The sequence below is a fragment of the Clostridium minihomine genome, from assembly GCF_900240385.1.
Classification (GTDB): Bacteria; Bacillota; Clostridia; order Oscillospirales; family Acutalibacteraceae; genus Faecalispora; species Faecalispora minihomine.
On the sequence record NZ_OEQH01000002.1, the window covers coordinates 1 to 15,551 of the forward strand.

At 46.6% G+C, this 15,551-nt stretch carries 13 protein-coding genes; all 13 read right to left on the reverse strand.

Going from position 1 to position 15,551, the window contains the following annotated elements:
• Positions 1-22: 22 nt before the first annotated feature.
• Positions 23-592 carry an ANTAR domain-containing response regulator gene (locus tag C1A02_RS03745; protein ID WP_243577912.1) on the reverse strand — a complete coding sequence of 190 codons (570 nt, stop codon included), beginning with the start codon at positions 590-592 and terminating at the stop codon, positions 23-25.
• Between the two features lie 430 nt (positions 593-1,022).
• Positions 1,023-1,277, reverse strand: coding sequence for a cupin domain-containing protein (locus tag C1A02_RS03750; protein ID WP_101696894.1), 255 nt, complete (start codon positions 1,275-1,277; stop codon positions 1,023-1,025).
• Positions 1,278-1,460: 183 nt separating this feature from the next.
• The gene (gene eutJ / locus C1A02_RS03755; RefSeq protein ID WP_101696895.1) at positions 1,461-2,312 is read right to left on the reverse strand and encodes an ethanolamine utilization protein EutJ; all 852 of its coding nucleotides are present in this window, start codon (positions 2,310-2,312) and stop codon (positions 1,461-1,463) included.
• Between the two features lie 172 nt (positions 2,313-2,484).
• The gene (gene metK, locus C1A02_RS03760) at positions 2,485-3,663 is read right to left on the reverse strand and encodes a methionine adenosyltransferase (protein WP_101697472.1); all 1,179 of its coding nucleotides are present in this window, start codon (positions 3,661-3,663) and stop codon (positions 2,485-2,487) included.
• A gap of 263 nt (positions 3,664-3,926) precedes the next feature.
• Entirely contained in the window at positions 3,927-5,276 is a 1,350-nt protein-coding gene (locus C1A02_RS03765) for an aldehyde dehydrogenase (RefSeq protein ID WP_101696896.1), read from the reverse strand.
• Positions 5,266-5,844 (reverse strand): BMC domain-containing protein, encoded by a 579-nt coding sequence (locus tag C1A02_RS03770; protein ID WP_101696897.1) that lies wholly within the window; start codon positions 5,842-5,844, stop codon positions 5,266-5,268. Before C1A02_RS03770 ends, C1A02_RS03765 begins: the two co-directional genes overlap by 11 nt.
• Positions 5,845-6,203: 359 nt before the next feature.
• Positions 6,204-6,986: a propanediol utilization microcompartment protein PduB gene (gene pduB, locus C1A02_RS03775; RefSeq protein WP_101696898.1), complete on the reverse strand. Its 783-nt coding sequence runs from the start codon at positions 6,984-6,986 to the stop codon at positions 6,204-6,206.
• Positions 6,987-7,013: 27 nt separating this feature from the next.
• Complete coding sequence (locus tag C1A02_RS03780; RefSeq protein WP_101696899.1) at positions 7,014-7,934, reverse strand: glycyl-radical enzyme activating protein; 921 nt, start codon at positions 7,932-7,934, stop codon at positions 7,014-7,016.
• Between the two features lie 55 nt (positions 7,935-7,989).
• On the reverse strand, positions 7,990-10,557 hold the full coding sequence (locus C1A02_RS03785; protein WP_101697473.1) for a glycyl radical protein: 2,568 nt from the start codon (positions 10,555-10,557) through the stop codon (positions 7,990-7,992).
• A 35-nt stretch (positions 10,558-10,592) separates the two neighbouring features.
• Positions 10,593-10,721 (reverse strand): hypothetical protein, encoded by a 129-nt coding sequence (locus C1A02_RS13820; RefSeq protein WP_279385497.1) that lies wholly within the window; start codon positions 10,719-10,721, stop codon positions 10,593-10,595.
• Positions 10,722-10,977: 256 nt separating this feature from the next.
• A complete protein-coding gene (locus C1A02_RS03790) occupies positions 10,978-12,444 on the reverse strand; it encodes a sensor histidine kinase (protein ID WP_101696900.1) in 1,467 nt (488 codons plus the stop codon).
• 752 nt (positions 12,445-13,196) lie between these two features.
• Positions 13,197-14,009, reverse strand: coding sequence for an alpha/beta fold hydrolase (locus C1A02_RS03795; RefSeq protein WP_101696901.1), 813 nt, complete (start codon positions 14,007-14,009; stop codon positions 13,197-13,199).
• A gap of 169 nt (positions 14,010-14,178) precedes the next feature.
• Positions 14,179-15,189, reverse strand: coding sequence for an FkbM family methyltransferase (locus C1A02_RS03800; protein WP_101696902.1), 1,011 nt, complete (start codon positions 15,187-15,189; stop codon positions 14,179-14,181).
• Between the last annotated feature and the right edge of the window lie 362 nt (positions 15,190-15,551).

Below are 15,551 nucleotides of genomic sequence, written 5' to 3' on the forward strand. Positions count from 1 at the left end.
CGGAACAATATTCCGTTTTCAATCATTTCATCGCCGAGATCATCATTTTTGCCACCTGAGCGATGGTGCAGCCTTTATCCATAGCCACTTTGCGCATATACTCATACGCTTCGTTTTCTTGCATGGATTTCTTTGCCATCAAAATGCCCTTGGCTTTATCAACGAATTTTCGGTCTTCCAAAGCGGTTTTCGCCTTGCTGTATTCCGCAGCTAATTTTTTCATCTTTTTATGTTTGCTGATGGCAATTTGAATGGCTGGTATCAATGTATTTTCATCAACGGGTTTGGTAATACACCCCATCACGTCGGCACTGATTGCTCTTTCGGCAATGGACTTATCGCTGTAGGCTGTAAGTAACAAAATAAACGATGCCAGTTCTTCCCGATGAATAATGGCAGCGGCTTCTAAGCCATCCAACACCGGCATTTTAATGTCCAGAATCGCAAAGTCGGGCTTTTTACTTCTGCAAACCTCTATCGCATCAAAGCCATCCGCAGCCTCACCAACCACTTCGTAACCATTGAGCTCCAGTATTTCTCTTACATACATTCGGATAAGCGGTTCATCTTCTGCGATAACAACCCGATACATCACTTCACCTGCTTAATTCCAAATTAGATATCTCGTTATTTATCTTATCTGAATAATGAAAAAAAGTCAATACTCACAAGTTTTATTTAGTTATTTTGCAATACCCCTGCCAACAGGAGCCTGTTATTCGAACTGATTTCTGCTGCCTTCAATGCTAGGTGGCCTGCAAACCGTTTCCAGAATATTACAAGAATGCTCAGGGTAAAATCGTTGTAATCTTCTTCACAACAAGTGATTGGCATAGCGGCAAAAGGCATCTAAAATAACGCCAAAACACAATTTGCCGCTATGCTTTCTTTGGGCCGAATTGCCCGTAAACGGAGGAAACGTCAGTCAGCCCACCCGAAAAGCCTTGGGATACTACTTTTACTTTAAATACAATGCAGAGCTGTTGTGGGCTGACTGTGACGTTAATCGGAAAACACAAAGATTATCGGAAATGCTTTCTCATCGGAATGGTTACTTTCCACACACAATCCATTCCTTTGGGGAAAGTAACCAGATCACCTGTGCCGAAAGAAGCTTTGCCCCCGGCATATTCGACTGTCGCCTGCCCTTCGATGATATAGCAGGTTTCTGCGCTGGGATAATGCCAATTAAATTCCGCAACGCCGCTCTCCCAAATCGGTTCGCGCATCATGTACACTTTTTCGCCTTCTGTTGCTTTTCTTACGATAATTTCCATATTAAGTCCTTCCTTTCAAAACGCTCCGATACACAAAAGAGAAAATCTTTTGTGCCGGGCCATCTTTGCTAAATTCATCTAAACAAAAAAGAAACGATTCTAACACACTATTCATCGAAACTGTTTTAAATTGTCAAACCGCTCGCTCTCCATTTTCTTTGCCGGGCTGTTTTGCTGAACTACTCAGGATGTTACCGTACTGCTCTCTGTCTGATTTTGTTCTGCAAAGCAGTTCATGGCAATTCCGATGGGGGTTACCAAAAAGGGATTGGACGGCAGAATCACCGGAATCCCAACCTGCGCCTGAAACACCTTTTCAATTCCGGTCATGCAGCAAGTGCCGCCGCAAAGATACAGAACTTCGGTTTCATTGGTATCGATATGGTTGCGCACAATAGAAGCCATTTTTTCCACCACAGGCTTGATGATCGGAAAAATTTTCTTGTGGTTGGAACGATCCATTTTGATGCGCTCTGCCTCTTCAAAAGGAACCCCCATATTGCCCGACAGCACCAACGTAAGATGCACACCGCCCGTGGCTTCATCCACCACGCGCATCACATCGCCGTCACGGAATACCGCAAGGCCGGTTGTTCCCCCACCGATATCCACAATCACACCGTTGGAAATACGGTATAGAGCATTGGCTGCACTGGGCTCATCCAACACCCGAATTACTTCGAATCCGGCACTTTCTGCCACATAGATATGGGTTTTGGTGCTGCTTTCGGTTCCGGCCGGCATCGCAATTGCGCACTGGGTCAGCTCCCGGCCAATGCGAGATTCCAAAGTGGCTTTTAGCTCCCCGACAATTTGCTGCGCCCCCATAAAATCCACCACTACGCCATCGCGAAGAACTCTGGCCGCGCGCTTTTCGCAAGCAACCGGATGATCCTTTTCATCCAATACTACAATCACGATATATGCCGTACCCAAATCCACGCCGACTTTTAGCTTTCCTTTGGCGGAAGACAGAACTTTCTTTTCCGAACGTTCTACCTTTTCGATGTATGCGTTAACCGCCTTCAAATCCATTCCCGCTTCCCCTCTCGTGTTGTTTCTTCCAGCACATCCATCTGTTGTATGCACCGATGTGTGCGGCCAAAAATTTGCTGTTCGAATCCAGTCTTATCAAAACAGCTCTATTTTGTGGACGCGGCTTCTGCATTTATCTATCAAACCCAAAACAGTATCGTGCAATGCAAAATCAAAGAAATCTCTTGGCCATACGCTGCATCGCCAACACACATAGATGCTCGGTTTGATCCAATTCTTCCCACCGAAAGCCCTGATTCTCCCGGCCAAAATGACCATAAGATGCCGTCTTTTGATACTGGGGTCTGCGCAGGCTCAAGTTTTCCAGAATATCTTTTACCGAGTAAGAGAATACCTCTCTCACAATGTCATGCAGAATATCCAGCGGAATCTGCTCGGTTCCGTATGTATGAATCGACACAGCTTCCGGCTCAGGGCGGCCAATGGCATAAGCCAGCGCCACCTCACACCGTTTGGCTAACTTGGCTGCGACAATGTGTTTTGCCACATACCGCGCCATATAAGCGGCTGATCGATCCACCTTAGTGGGATCTTTCCCCGAAAACGCACCGCCGCCATGTTTGCCAATACCCCCATAGGTATCCACCATCAGTTTGCGCCCGGTCAGTCCCGTATCTGCCATAGGACCGCCCACAGAAAAGCTGCCGGTGGGATTGATATGAATCTGCGTGTGTTCATTCAGCCAGCGGAGGTCGATTACCGGACAAATGACATCACGCAAAATAGATTCCCGAATCAGTTCCCCGGAAATACCTTCCTGATGATGGGCAGACACAATGATGCTGGTAATGTGACTTGGTTTTCCATTTTCATCATACTGCATGGTCACTTGCGATTTTCCATCCGGATACAGCCAGGAAAGCCGGCCGCTTTTGCGCATTTCTGCCAGCCGAAGGCAAAGCTTTGTGGCCAGATGATGCGTCAGGGGCATATAGGTTTCGCTTTCATCGCAGGCAAACCCATACATGATTCCCTGATCCCCGGCCCCAATCAGGCCCTGTTCTAGTCCAACCCCTTGAGCAATATCCGGAGATTGAGCATGAACATTGGTAAGAATCAGGCAATTACGCGCATCCAGCCCAGATTCGGGCGTGGTATACCCAATCTGCCAGGCGACTTTTCGGGCAACCTCCAAAATATCCACGCTTGCGTTGGAAGTCACTTCTCCCGCAAGAAAAAGCGTATCCTTTGAGGCCATCGTTTCCACCGCCACACGGCTGAATGGATCCTGTTCCAAATAAGCATCCAGAATGCCATCTGATATTTGATCGCAAAGCTTATCGGGGTGCCCTTCCGTCACCGATTCAGATGTCACCAGATAAGACTGCATGTCTTGACACCGCCTTTTATCAAAAGTATCTTGGGGATGAGCTGGGCTTCCAAGCGGCAAAGGTTTGTTTTTTTCTCCGTCTAAAACCAACCCTCTTTTTGACGCTTGCTCTGCAACTGTTTGCGATTGATTTGCCGCCGCAGCTCATCACACAGGGTTCTTCCCCACAACAGCTCCCGTACAAACTTTGTTCTATATTTTACCGCCTCAAAAAACGGCTTGCACATAACAGAACAAAGCCCCCAAAAGATAGAAATCTGCAATCAGCGAATCGAAAATCCGCTTGTCAGCGTGCAGCGTCTTCTTCGGGCAAAATGCCGGGCGGTTGTTACTCCTTCTCCGGTTACATTGGCAATGGTAAAGCTGGCATTCCCTTCACCGTTAACGCCAATTCCTACCAAAGAAGAGCCATTTTTCGCAAATACCGACGTCTGCATGATATGTGCCGCCCGATTCAAACGCTCAATGGATTGAGAGTGAATCATGGCGGTATGCCGAAGCCCCTGTTCAATAAACAAGGCAGTTTCCAGCGCTGCATCAAAGTCTTTGACACACACCATAGGAACCAGCGGCATCAGCATTTCCAGCGTCACAAAGGGATGTGTTTTGACGGTGTTCACCACAATCAGGCGAACCTCCCAGTCGCAGGAAATCCCGGCGGCTTTCAGAATGGCATTGGCGCTTTTTCCTTCTAGGGCACGGTTCATGGTCATCTCACTGGTGACGGTTGCCTTGGTCAGTTTCAGCATTTCCAGCTCATTTTCCACATAGTACACGCCTTGCTTTTTTAGCTCCTCAGCAAACTGAGAAGCAGCTGAAGAAACCACAACAATACTCTTTTCACTGATGCACATGATATTGTGATCAAAAGAGGCACCCGCGATGATATCACCGGCCGCTTTTGTAAAATTGGCTGTTTCATCCACGATTGCCACCGGGTTTGCCTGGCCTGCCCCAATCACTCTTTTGGATGCAGAAAGTGCCTTGCCCAGCATTCTGCCACCGCCGGTGGCAACCACCATCGCCACATCCGGATGATTCATAATTTCATCGGCCAGCTGCATGGAAGATTCCGAAAGCGCAATCACCAGGTTGGGAATTCCGCACACGCTGTATATGGCCTCATTAATATGATTGACCACAAAGCGGGAAACCGCAACACACCTGGGGTGCGGGATATGAATTACAGCGTTCCCGGCCGCCAGCATTCCGATGGTATTGTTAATAATAGTAGCACAGGGGTTTGTGCCCGGCTGCACCGCGCAGATTACCCCATAGGCGGAATATTCATATAAAGTCATTCCATCATCACCGGTCAGAACATCTGTCACCAGATCTTCTACCCCAGGTGTTTTGTGAATGGCCAGCATCAGCTTTATTATCTTATCACGGGGATTGCCCATCCCGGTTTCTTGCAGTTCCTTCTCGGCCATTTCCGGAACCAATGGAATCATCCTGTTTTTAATTGCCGTAATGACTTCCCGCCTGCGATTAAGCGTCAGTTTGGAATAGGCCTGATAAGCCTTTCGCGACACAAAAACAGCCTGTTCCACCACATCCGGCTGCTGTTCTGCAACAAAACCGGCTGTACACATTCTATCGTTAAATTCCATAACAAGCTCCATTCTGTTCAGGAGCCGGTTTGGCCGGCATTCCTTCAACGATTTTATTTTGGCTCGTCTGCGGCTCGTCAGTTACAGCTGCCGGCAAACGGTTTCTTTTCTTCTTTTTCCGCATAGGCTTCTGTTCGGAAGCATCGCCGGAACAAACGGGATTTACCGCCGTTCGTGTCGGGGGCTGACCGTTGGTTTCCAGTATACACTCGTTTTCAGCCACTTCATTTGATTCCAAGCCAAAATCAGGATTCAACATGCAGTCAAACATCGAACCGGTATCGTCCGATTCTGCCGTTTGACAGAAAACTTCTGAAACCCCATCCGCCGGGCAGGGAATTACTTTGGAAGAAATATATCCCCCATATTCTTCCCCCATCTGCTTGCCGGCCTGAATGGCGGCATCGACAGCTGCCACTTCACCCAATACTTTGACCGTAAGCCAACCGTACCCCCATGTCCGTTCCACATTCGCAATTTTGACATTCGCCGTTTTCGCCATGAGATCGGTAATCATCACAGCAGTGGCAAGCCCTCGAATTTCGATGATTCCCAATGCACTTTCCATCCGGCGTGTCCCCCTTCCTGATTTCAAAAATCCTATCGTGATTGGTACAGAATGCTTCTGCCAAGTGTTTTAGATTGTTCTTCCTTCACACGGCGCGGTTTCGCCCGGGCGCAGGCGAAACCATCCAGCCGTTTCGGTAAGGAAAAACAAACTGATCCGTTTTTCGAAAAACTCTTTTTCCCATAGACGCCCCCGCCGATTGGTGCTCCCGAACGTTTCGGCACAGGAGGAGCAAACAGCAGCGCCTGATTCCGGTTAACCACAGGAAAATGATTCGTTCTGACGGAAATCATAATTTTATATTCGAACTATTCAAAAAATCGAAAGTCTGATCTATGGAATTCTAGTGATATGCGGGTTTAAATGTAAGGCGTTGCGCAGCTTTTCGGCTCTTCGCCCATGGCGCTCAGCAGTTTTAGTCCCACATCAATGGCCGCTTTCACCGCTTGCCGCACCGCACCGGAATCCCCGGTAAAGGTGAGTGTAACTTCGTTTGAGTAGCAATATCCCTCTCCGGCATTGGGGGAAGTATAGCTGACAACCTCTACGTTAGCCGCTTTAACAGCCACATCCGACAAAACGGTTCCAATCGCCGCCGGAGCCGCGCACACCAGACCAAAGGCTTTCCCCAACGGGCAGCCGAATGCCTTTTCAATACAGTAGCTGGCTCTGGCAGTGTACTGATATTCCAGATGGCCGGGGTCGCTCACATAAATGTCCCCATAATATTTCTCTAAAGAACTCAGCGCCACTTCCACACCACGGCGGGCATCCGACACATCGTCTGCTCCAATGATAATAAGGGCACCGGGGCCGGCCCCACCCTTGCCGTCACGGGGTGCTTCCACACTGATCACCTCAGTGTTCGTGGCTTTAATCGCATCGTCAACCGCCATAACATGGGGGCCCAGTGCCGATCTTCCCCCGATAATGCCAATGGAACGATATTTTCCCAGTTTCATGGCTTGCGCCAATTGCGGATCCACACTGGCAATTACTAAACCAATGGTATCCCCGATGGCAGTACCAACATATTCGGTCACTCCAATGTTCTTTTCCACAGACGTGGATCCCGGTAATTCAGCAGCATTCATCTCGGATGCAACACGCTTCATCACCTTCTCAATCAAATTTTGATCCATTCCATAACCTCCTGTTCATTCTTATTTTTAACCGCCCACAACACAGCGAAGTCCCTGATTTTGCACAATCTGCTGGAATTTAGCCGCTTCTTCCGGTGGAAGCGGTTTGATTTCGTAACCCATCGAATACTCTTTCCCTAGCAGGTTATATTTGTTTTCACCCAATGTATGATAAGGAAGCACATGAACGGTATCAACCCCCTGCAAGGTTTTTGCAAACTCGGCAATGCGTAGAAACTCTTCGTCAAATGCATTGATTGTCGGAATGGTTGGAACGCGGATTACCGTTTTGGTCAGCTGAGCAATTCGCACCGCATTTTTATGAATCAGCTCGTTTGTTACGCCGGTCACGTTTTTATGCGTTTGGGAATTCATAGACTTAATGTCCAGCAAAGCCAGGTCAATAAAGGGAAAAACCGATTCCACCGCCTGTTCACTGCCGTACCCTGTGGTTTCTATGGCAGTGTGCCACCCCTGTGACTTACAGGCTTTGAGCAGCTCGGTTGCAAATTCCCACTGCACCATCGGCTCCCCTCCCGACAGGGTAATCCCGCCGCCGGATTTCCGGTAAATGGTCGCATCCTTCTTCAGGATTTGCACCACTTGCTCTACCGTCATTTTCTCGCCTTTTAGCACAAGTGCACCTGTGGGACATACACTGGCGCATTCCCCGCAGCCCACACATTTTTGCCGGTCAATCAGCCCGGGGGTATCCAGGCTGATTGCGCCGACTTTGCAGGCACGCAGGCATTTGCCGCAGCTGATGCATTGACTCTGCTGAAACATAACAACGGGAGCCAGCTTTTGTGATTCCGGATTGCAACACCAGAGGCAGGAGAGCGGACAACCTTTCAGGAAGACAATGGTTCGTATGCCGGGGCCGTCGTGAATAGAGAAACGCTGAATATCAAACACCGTTCCCTCGGCTTTATAGTTTACAGACGCCATTTATAAAAAACCTCCTGCACTTCATTGCGCGCCGTATTGAAAAGAAATGCTATATTTAGAATGTCTGCTCTGTACGAGCGATAATGTTATCCTGAGTATCTTTCGCCAGCCGGACAAAGTGCGCGCTGTATCCCGCTACGCGGACAACCAAATCCTTGTGCTGCTCCGGATGTGCCTGCGCATCAAGAAGCACCTGGCGGTCAACAACGTTAAACTGAATGTGCATGCCCTTGCGCTCGAAATATCCGCGGATTAGTGCTGCCAGATTCATCAGTCCGCCGTCGCCCGCCACTGCAGCAGGCAGGAATTTCATGTTGTACAAAGTTCCGTTACTGGCTATGGCATGGTCCAGCTTAGAAACGGAGTTGGCCGCTGCGGTGGGGCCGTTAGTGTCCACACCGGCACGGGGGGATACTCCGTCGCCCAGCGCTGTTTTCGCCAGTCTGCCGGTGGGCAGTGCCCCGACATCTTTGCCGTACAGTACGTTTGCGGATACGGGGTACATGCCCGCCTGATACTTGCCGCCGCGGGGGTTGCTGTACTGCTCGACCAGCTCGCAGTAAGTGCGGCCGCAGCGAACGGTGTACTCGTCAATCTCGTCGATGTCGTTTCCGAAACCGGAAGTATTCTTCAGGATTCTTAGAATATCGTCATATTTGCCATTGCTGGCTACGCCCTGGCTCTCCACATTTTTGCGGATATCTGCCAGACTGACGGATCCGGAACCGCTGAGAATGGATTTGACCGCCTCATAGATTCTGGCTTCCATCTCGGCCTCTGCGTTAGAGGCTGTGCCGCATGCTCCTGCGCATTGTCCGGCAGAAGCGGACAAATCAGTTGAGCCAAGAGCCGGAACCGGATAACCGAAGTTGTGATCCAAAGCATCTTTTAACTGCTCTAAAGTAATCTTTTTCTCTTCAAAGACATTCTTCTGAATGGCATACAGGGAATCACCGGCATCGATAATACCAACGCCCTGCGGGCCGGTAAAGTTCCACATGGCTCCGCCTTCCTGTACGGATTTGCCCTTTTCAATGCAGCCTTCAATCAATGCAGACTGGAAAGGCAGCGGCGCTCTGTCGCCGTGAGCCATATCGATGCAGTTCACTGTTTCTACCATGTTGTGCACAAAGTAAGCCATCTGCTTTTCAAATGCCTTGAAGAAATCTTCGATGCAGGTAAAGGTGGTGATTTCGCCGGTTTGCGGGCCCAGCTGTTTACCGAAGCAACGGCCGTTGTTCAAAGTGATTTCCAGCACTTTTGCAACGTTAAAGCTGGCGGCATCGTGCCATCCTTCATATTTGTGCTGAATGTCAGGCTCTACGCATCCGCTGGGGGTATAGGTACGAGCCATTTTCAGCGGAATTCCGCGGTTGACCATTGCGGGAATAATCACTTCGTCGTTAAACAAGTTGGGCATACCGTAACCCAAACGAATCACTTCGCAGGCACGATAGAGGAATTCGTCCGGAGTCTGGTTCCCAATGCGAACGCCCACAGAAGGCATCGGCATTCCCACATGTGCCAGTGCATCCAGGCACATATAGCTGACATCATTGGTCAGGTCGTTGCCTTCCTCATCGGTGCCGCCCAAAGCCAGCAATTCAAACAGCTGATATCCCGCAAATGCCTGAGCAGAGATATCATCACGGACTTTGTTGGCGTCGTTGAATTTAACAAACAGGCAGTCGATCAATTCCTGTGCAAATTCTCTGGTAATGCCGGGATCGTTCTTATAGAACTGATACATGTAACGGTCAAAGGGACCGGGGGAATAGCTGTGTCCGTTGGACTCAACGTGCAGCATATAATGAACGAACCAGAACGACTGAACTGCTTCCCAGAAGGTTTTCGCGCCGCGCTCCGGCACATTGTAGCAGTTCTGAGCAATTTGCAGCAGCTCTGCTTTTCGGGTGGGGTTCAGTTCTTTCTGAGCCATTTCTTCCGCTTTTTTTGCATAGCGATGGGCGTGATTAATGGCTGCAGTATAAGTAATTAAAAGAGCCTTGTAGAACTGCTCCTTCTTGATGGATTCGGGCTGGTTGCGATCCAGATTCTCCATGGCTTCCAGTACTTCTTTGATGATTCCGCTAAAACCAACCTGAACAACTTTCTCATAGAACACAACCGAGTGTCCGACACCGGCATACAGATAGTTGCCTGCGTTAAATACGGCACATTCCTGGCAATCGCGGTTTTCCGGGGACATCAAAGACAAAGCATACTCGCTCAAGGTCTTTCCCTTCCAGTAACTGCCCAGCTCACGCAGAATTTTCTTGCGGTCTTCTGAAATAATGAACGGATCGCAGTCTCTGGTGGCCATGGTATCGAGCTCCGGCTCAATCCAATCATAAGAATATTCGATTCCCAGTTCGGAAGAACGGGAATGCTCGGTAGTCGTGCCGACAATCAACTCATCATCGCGAATGGTAATCTGCATGTTGTTAAACAGGTTTTCCACCACTTTTGCGCGGCGCAGAACCGGGGCCATGTGCTCGGTATCCTGATAAGATTCGGTAACCAGAAGTGCCCTCTCTACTTCAACAACCGGGACGGCCTCTACCTGTTCCTTCTTCAAGCGCTCTACTCTCGCTGTTGGTTTTGTAAATCCCTTTGCTATCATTGCGGTATTATTTGTTGTCATTTACTTATACCTCCTTATTTCATTTGGCTCTGAAATGTTGCATGCAGCTTCACTGCATGCTGCGCAGCAGTATTCATTCCAATTGATTGAAACCATAATGCTCCGACATGCCTATTGGCTATGTAATCCAGTTTTAACTGCATACCCCCTGTCGCTCCTCGTTATGTAAATATAATAAAAGCCCAAAAATCCCCTGAAATCAGGAATTTTTGGGCTTCTTTGCCTCAAAATTATCGTTTAATATACTTCATTGCATACAAAACGTTTCAATTGTATGATATTGACTTTTCTGTTTTACCGTTTATTCTAAAAAAACAAAAAAGAGCCCAAGAGCTACGTTGGAAGCTCTTTTGGACTCCGTTGCCCATCCAGCATACGTCATTGCACACTGGGACACTATTAATAATAATTTTCGTTGCAGATAAATGTAAAGCGGACTTTGGTTCCGGGGCTATTGGAAGAAATATCAATATCCCCCTTAAGTTTGTCTTTCACCAGACTTTTCACCAGTTTAAGCCCCATACCACTTCGATTCCCGGTGCCGGAACACCCAGCACCATCATCGGTAATGGTAATGCAGGAATAAATATCCCCTTTTACAATGGTCAGCGTAACCCGACCCGTTTGCCTGCTAATAAACGCATGCTTAATGCAGTTTTGGATCAGTTCATTGACCACCATTGCAATGGCCATCACGGTATCGGACTGCAGAGAAATTTCATCCCCAAACAATTCCAAATTCAAATCCAGCCCTTCCGGAACAATAAAGCTCATGGAGCTGTTAAACATGCGGCTTAACATTTCCTTAATGTCAATGTAATCCACACTGTTGTGAGCCAGAATCTCATGGGTCAGACTGATGCTGTAAATTCGACTGATAATGTCACGGGAAAAGGATTTTACCTGTTCATTATTCGTTCGGTTAGACTGCATGCCAATCAAACTGATAATGGTTTGAAGATTATTCTTCACCCGGTGGTGAATTTCTGCAATAGCGGCTGATTTCACGATTAACTCAGTTTCTTTGTTTTTAATCTCTGTGATATCTTTGATAATCAGCACAGCGCCTTTAAATTGCCTTTCCTCGTTCCACGTTGCGGTGCAGGTCACTTTTAAATTATATTGACCAATCTTAATTTCATTGTGATCAATTTGGCGTTTCTCAATCAAATCATGATAGGTGTAATTGCCAAATGACAGGTTTTCAAAAGTCAAGCCTTCTATTTCATCCTGATAATTTAAACCCAAATAAATTTGCTTGGCCAGCGGATTTGCATAAACGCAAATTCCCTGAATATCGAAAAACAGCACTGCATCATTCATGTATTCTGCAATAAACTGTATTTCACCACCGCTGGAAATGGTATCCGCAGTGGGGTATTCCTGTTTTAAAAAGGATTTCTCAACTGGACTTTGATGCAGATGCTTTTCCACAATCAGAACGCCAATGATTTGGTTCTGGCTGTTGGTAATCGCACTGACATTCTGCCGCACAATGATATTTCGGTCACTTACACTGGCTTTCAGTTCCCGGGTGGGTACCCCTATTTCCAGTGTTCGATAGACCCCCGGCTCGTTTTTGCGCCACATGATATCCCCCACCGGACTGTGCGTGTAAAAACTTGCTTCCGGTGAGCTGTGCTGAGCCACAACCACGGCCAAATGGTTATCTTTTGTTAAAATATCAATGTATGCATCGCCCCCTTCCAGATCACTGATAAAGGGCAAGGTATGGCGGACTTCAATCAGTAAAGCGACATCCTGTTCCGATAAATCGGTAAGCCGGTTAACGAGGTCGATTAATTGCTGATCTTCAATACCCGGTTGGCTTGAAGCATCTTTTTTGTTCTCTGCACAATCAAACACCGTTTCTTCATGGCCACCTTTCGTCTATTCACAGATGCCATGTTGGCTCACGGGAATCTTGCCCCAATAAGCTTTGTTTGTCAGCATCTTTGGGACAAGCAGCCCGCCTTTTTTCAGCGGACAACCAATCGCATTACCTCGCTGGTTTATTTCTAAAATTACATATTTTATCATTATCTTATAGGAACAATTACAAAAAGTCAATACCCGATAAACGGTAAATTGTGATACTTTCTAAAGTTTTTTTCATCCGAACAATAAAAAAACAGTCAACACCCACAAGTTTTATTTAGCAACTTTGTGAAATTTAACGCTATTTTTTGTTCTGTTTCATTTTGGTCCAAAAATAGATTTCCCAGTCCAACAGGGACGAAAATGGAAATCCGGCATACTGTTTTTCAAGTGTTCCTTCCCGAATGAATCGGATAGTAAATATATGACCTGTACACCTGTAAAATGCTATGATATAATAATCTCACGGCAGAAACGAAAGCAATAATCTAAAACCATCTAAACGAACGAAGCAGGCTTTTAAAAATGGGAGGAAATCGAATGTCGTTTTCACTGATTACAATGGTTGGATTCGTCGCAGTAATTGCTCTTGTAGCCAGTCTTGTGGTGTTCGCAATACACAGGAAATAAGACGAAACAAGATGTTTTTATTTTGATAAGTTTACTCTTCCTTTTTATCCATAAAAAAACTCTCTATTCCCGGGCGTCTTCCGGGAATAGAGAGTTTTTTGTTTGTTCGGTTAATCTTGTGTAAATGCAATCAGCTCTTGATTAAACCGCTCCATCTGATCATAAAAAAGAAAATGTCCGCATTGTTTCAACGGCACCAGTTTCGAATTCCGAATTCCCTTGTTTTGTGCTATTGCCAATGGGAAAAGACATACTTTGTCATTTAATCCATGTAAAATCAGCGTGGGGGCATCTATTTTTTCCATATCGTCAAATAATTCTTCTTTGAGCCATGTGTTGGCAATCGCCGCCGTTGACCAGCTTGCTGCCTGCAAACCCAGCTGAAAAATCCAGTCTGAAAACGGAGCACTGACCCGGTGATAAAAGATGGTTTCTCCAAACCCGCGCAGCATCTTGGGCCGATCTTGATAGGTGCCCTGTATAATGTCCAGCACCGCCTTCTTTTGCAAGCCATAGGGAAAATATGGGCGTTGGATCAGGCTGGGCGCCGCTGCCGCAAACAAAGCCAGCTTAGATACCCCGTAACCTTTATGCCTTGCCATATAACGAATGCAAATGGCTCCGCCTGTGGAATGACCGCCCAATGTAATGTTTTTCAGCTGCAAAGCATCAATCACAGCGCGCACATCATCGGCAAGCCGATCGTAGTCATATCCGCTCCAGGGTTTATCGGACAAACCAAAGCCACGGCAATCCATTGCAACACACCGATATCCTAATTTGGGAAGCTGGTTCAATTGATACTCAAACAGATTGTGATTTCCCGGCCAGCCGTGAACCAGCAAAATTGTTTTGTTTCCGCCTGGGTTCAAATCCTCAACATAAAGCTTAACATTCGGCTCTGCTGTCACATAATATCCCATCTGAATCATCTCCGAATCATTTCGTAATAGAATATTCGGTTATCGTATATTCGGTTACTTTTGCCGTTGAAGAATCATTTATGTGCTCCTTTTTAAGAACTTCTCTGACAAATTCTGTCCATTCCAAGGGAGCATCCAAACCGGAGCACCGGCCATTTGAATCAACGATTCAAATGGCGTAAAGAACATATTCCGTTGGAACAAGCGGGAACCCATAATACCTGAAATAAAAGCGATAAGAAGGGTCTATTTCCTCAATCAGACGCGGCAGTTTCCAAAGATCCTTATGGTTGTGATAGACGCTCAAAGCCAGCTTTGGGTGATTCTTTCTGATTTTTTCTGCACAGCCTAACAAGGCCTTTTCTTCCCCGCCTTCGATATCCATTTTAATAAAAGTGACATCTTCTTCAATATCATCATCGATACGCACAACCGGAACCTCGTATTCGCCGGTTTCGGAAAGCTGGTTCACAGATGAGATGGAGTTGGAAGAAAAATACATGGTGCCATTTTTGTTTCCCGCTCCCTTTTGCCGGATGACCACCGAATCCAGATGAAACAGCTCTTTATTTTTCTCAATATATTTGATGTTTTCCGGAACAATTTCATAACAGTACATTCGTTTACAGCAATTGGTTCCGAACACTTTGGAATAATCCACAAGGGTATCCCCAATAAAGCCGCCGATATCCACAAACACTTCGTTCTCATCACATTGAACAAGATCCAAATCAAAATATTGAGAAAACGTTTTGTCACAAATTGCCTCAATTCGTTTCGGGTCTGACATTAGCCAGTAATAAAGGATATTCACAAGAATCCGTTTTGAACGATAATCCTCTAAACGGTGATAAATCCATTCAAAATCCTCACGGTGCTCCGCAAAAGCATAGGCTCTGTTTTCTGCCAGCTGAAAATCCTCTCGCTCAGGGAAATACGTTCCCCAAAGCCCCCCATATTCATTGTAAAAATGGATAGAGCTTTGATAGCTTCTCGGATTGGTTTCGCTGAAATATCTAAGGTTTTGTTTGATGGCTTCTGTTATTTGCGAAAGATCTCTTTCTTTTATAAATTGCATCAACCGATCAAATTCCGCGTCAATCTGGTTTGGTATGCGAAATACGGAAAGTTCCATGTCCTCTGTATTTTGAATTTCCGGAACTTCTGGTGTGATAGGCATATCGCTTGATATCCCCTTTCAAATGTTGTATTCCTAGTATCATACGTAGCGTACATGCAAAGGGTGAGAAATCCAGTTTCCGCAAAAAAGCTGGTTTCAAGCGAAGAAAAATATTGTTTTTTCATCTTAAAAATATCAATCATTTTGATTTTTCAGCACTTTTTATCCGCGTAAAACCTGCATTTGCAATCTGATTGGGACATGATATAATAACCTCACAGTGTAATCCAAAGCAAAGTTTACCCAAGAGAACATGGAACTCTAACTTGCGCTTTCGCACAAGATCGGCTGTGCCGCAAAAGTACTTTTCATGCTTTATTCTTCACGCTTTATTCTATGATATAATAGAAGCGAAAGCAAAG

Excerpts from the sequence above, each read along its gene's own strand:
- metK (WP_101697472.1), bottom strand. The coding sequence starts at position 3,663 with ATGCAGTCTTATCTGGTGACATCTGAATCGGTGACGGAAGGGCACCCC.
- pduB (WP_101696898.1), bottom strand. The coding sequence starts at position 6,986 with ATGGATCAAAATTTGATTGAGAAGGTGATGAAGCGTGTTGCATCCGAG.
- C1A02_RS13820 (WP_279385497.1), bottom strand. The coding sequence starts at position 10,721 with ATGCAGTTAAAACTGGATTACATAGCCAATAGGCATGTCGGAGCATTA.
- C1A02_RS03785 (WP_101697473.1), bottom strand. The coding sequence starts at position 10,557 with ATGATAGCAAAGGGATTTACAAAACCAACAGCGAGAGTAGAGCGCTTG.
- C1A02_RS03780 (WP_101696899.1), bottom strand. The coding sequence starts at position 7,934 with ATGGCGTCTGTAAACTATAAAGCCGAGGGAACGGTGTTTGATATTCAG.
- C1A02_RS03750 (WP_101696894.1), bottom strand. The coding sequence starts at position 1,277 with ATGGAAATTATCGTAAGAAAAGCAACAGAAGGCGAAAAAGTGTACATG.
- C1A02_RS03795 (WP_101696901.1), bottom strand. The coding sequence starts at position 14,009 with ATGGGATATTATGTGACAGCAGAGCCGAATGTTAAGCTTTATGTTGAG.
- C1A02_RS03800 (WP_101696902.1), bottom strand. The coding sequence starts at position 15,189 with ATGCCTATCACACCAGAAGTTCCGGAAATTCAAAATACAGAGGACATG.
- eutJ (WP_101696895.1), bottom strand. The coding sequence starts at position 2,312 with ATGGATTTGAAGGCGGTTAACGCATACATCGAAAAGGTAGAACGTTCG.
- C1A02_RS03745 (WP_243577912.1), bottom strand. The coding sequence starts at position 592 with ATGTATCGGGTTGTTATCGCAGAAGATGAACCGCTTATCCGAATGTAT.
- C1A02_RS03770 (WP_101696897.1), bottom strand. The coding sequence starts at position 5,844 with ATGGAAAGTGCATTGGGAATCATCGAAATTCGAGGGCTTGCCACTGCT.
- C1A02_RS03765 (WP_101696896.1), bottom strand. The coding sequence starts at position 5,276 with ATGGAATTTAACGATAGAATGTGTACAGCCGGTTTTGTTGCAGAACAG.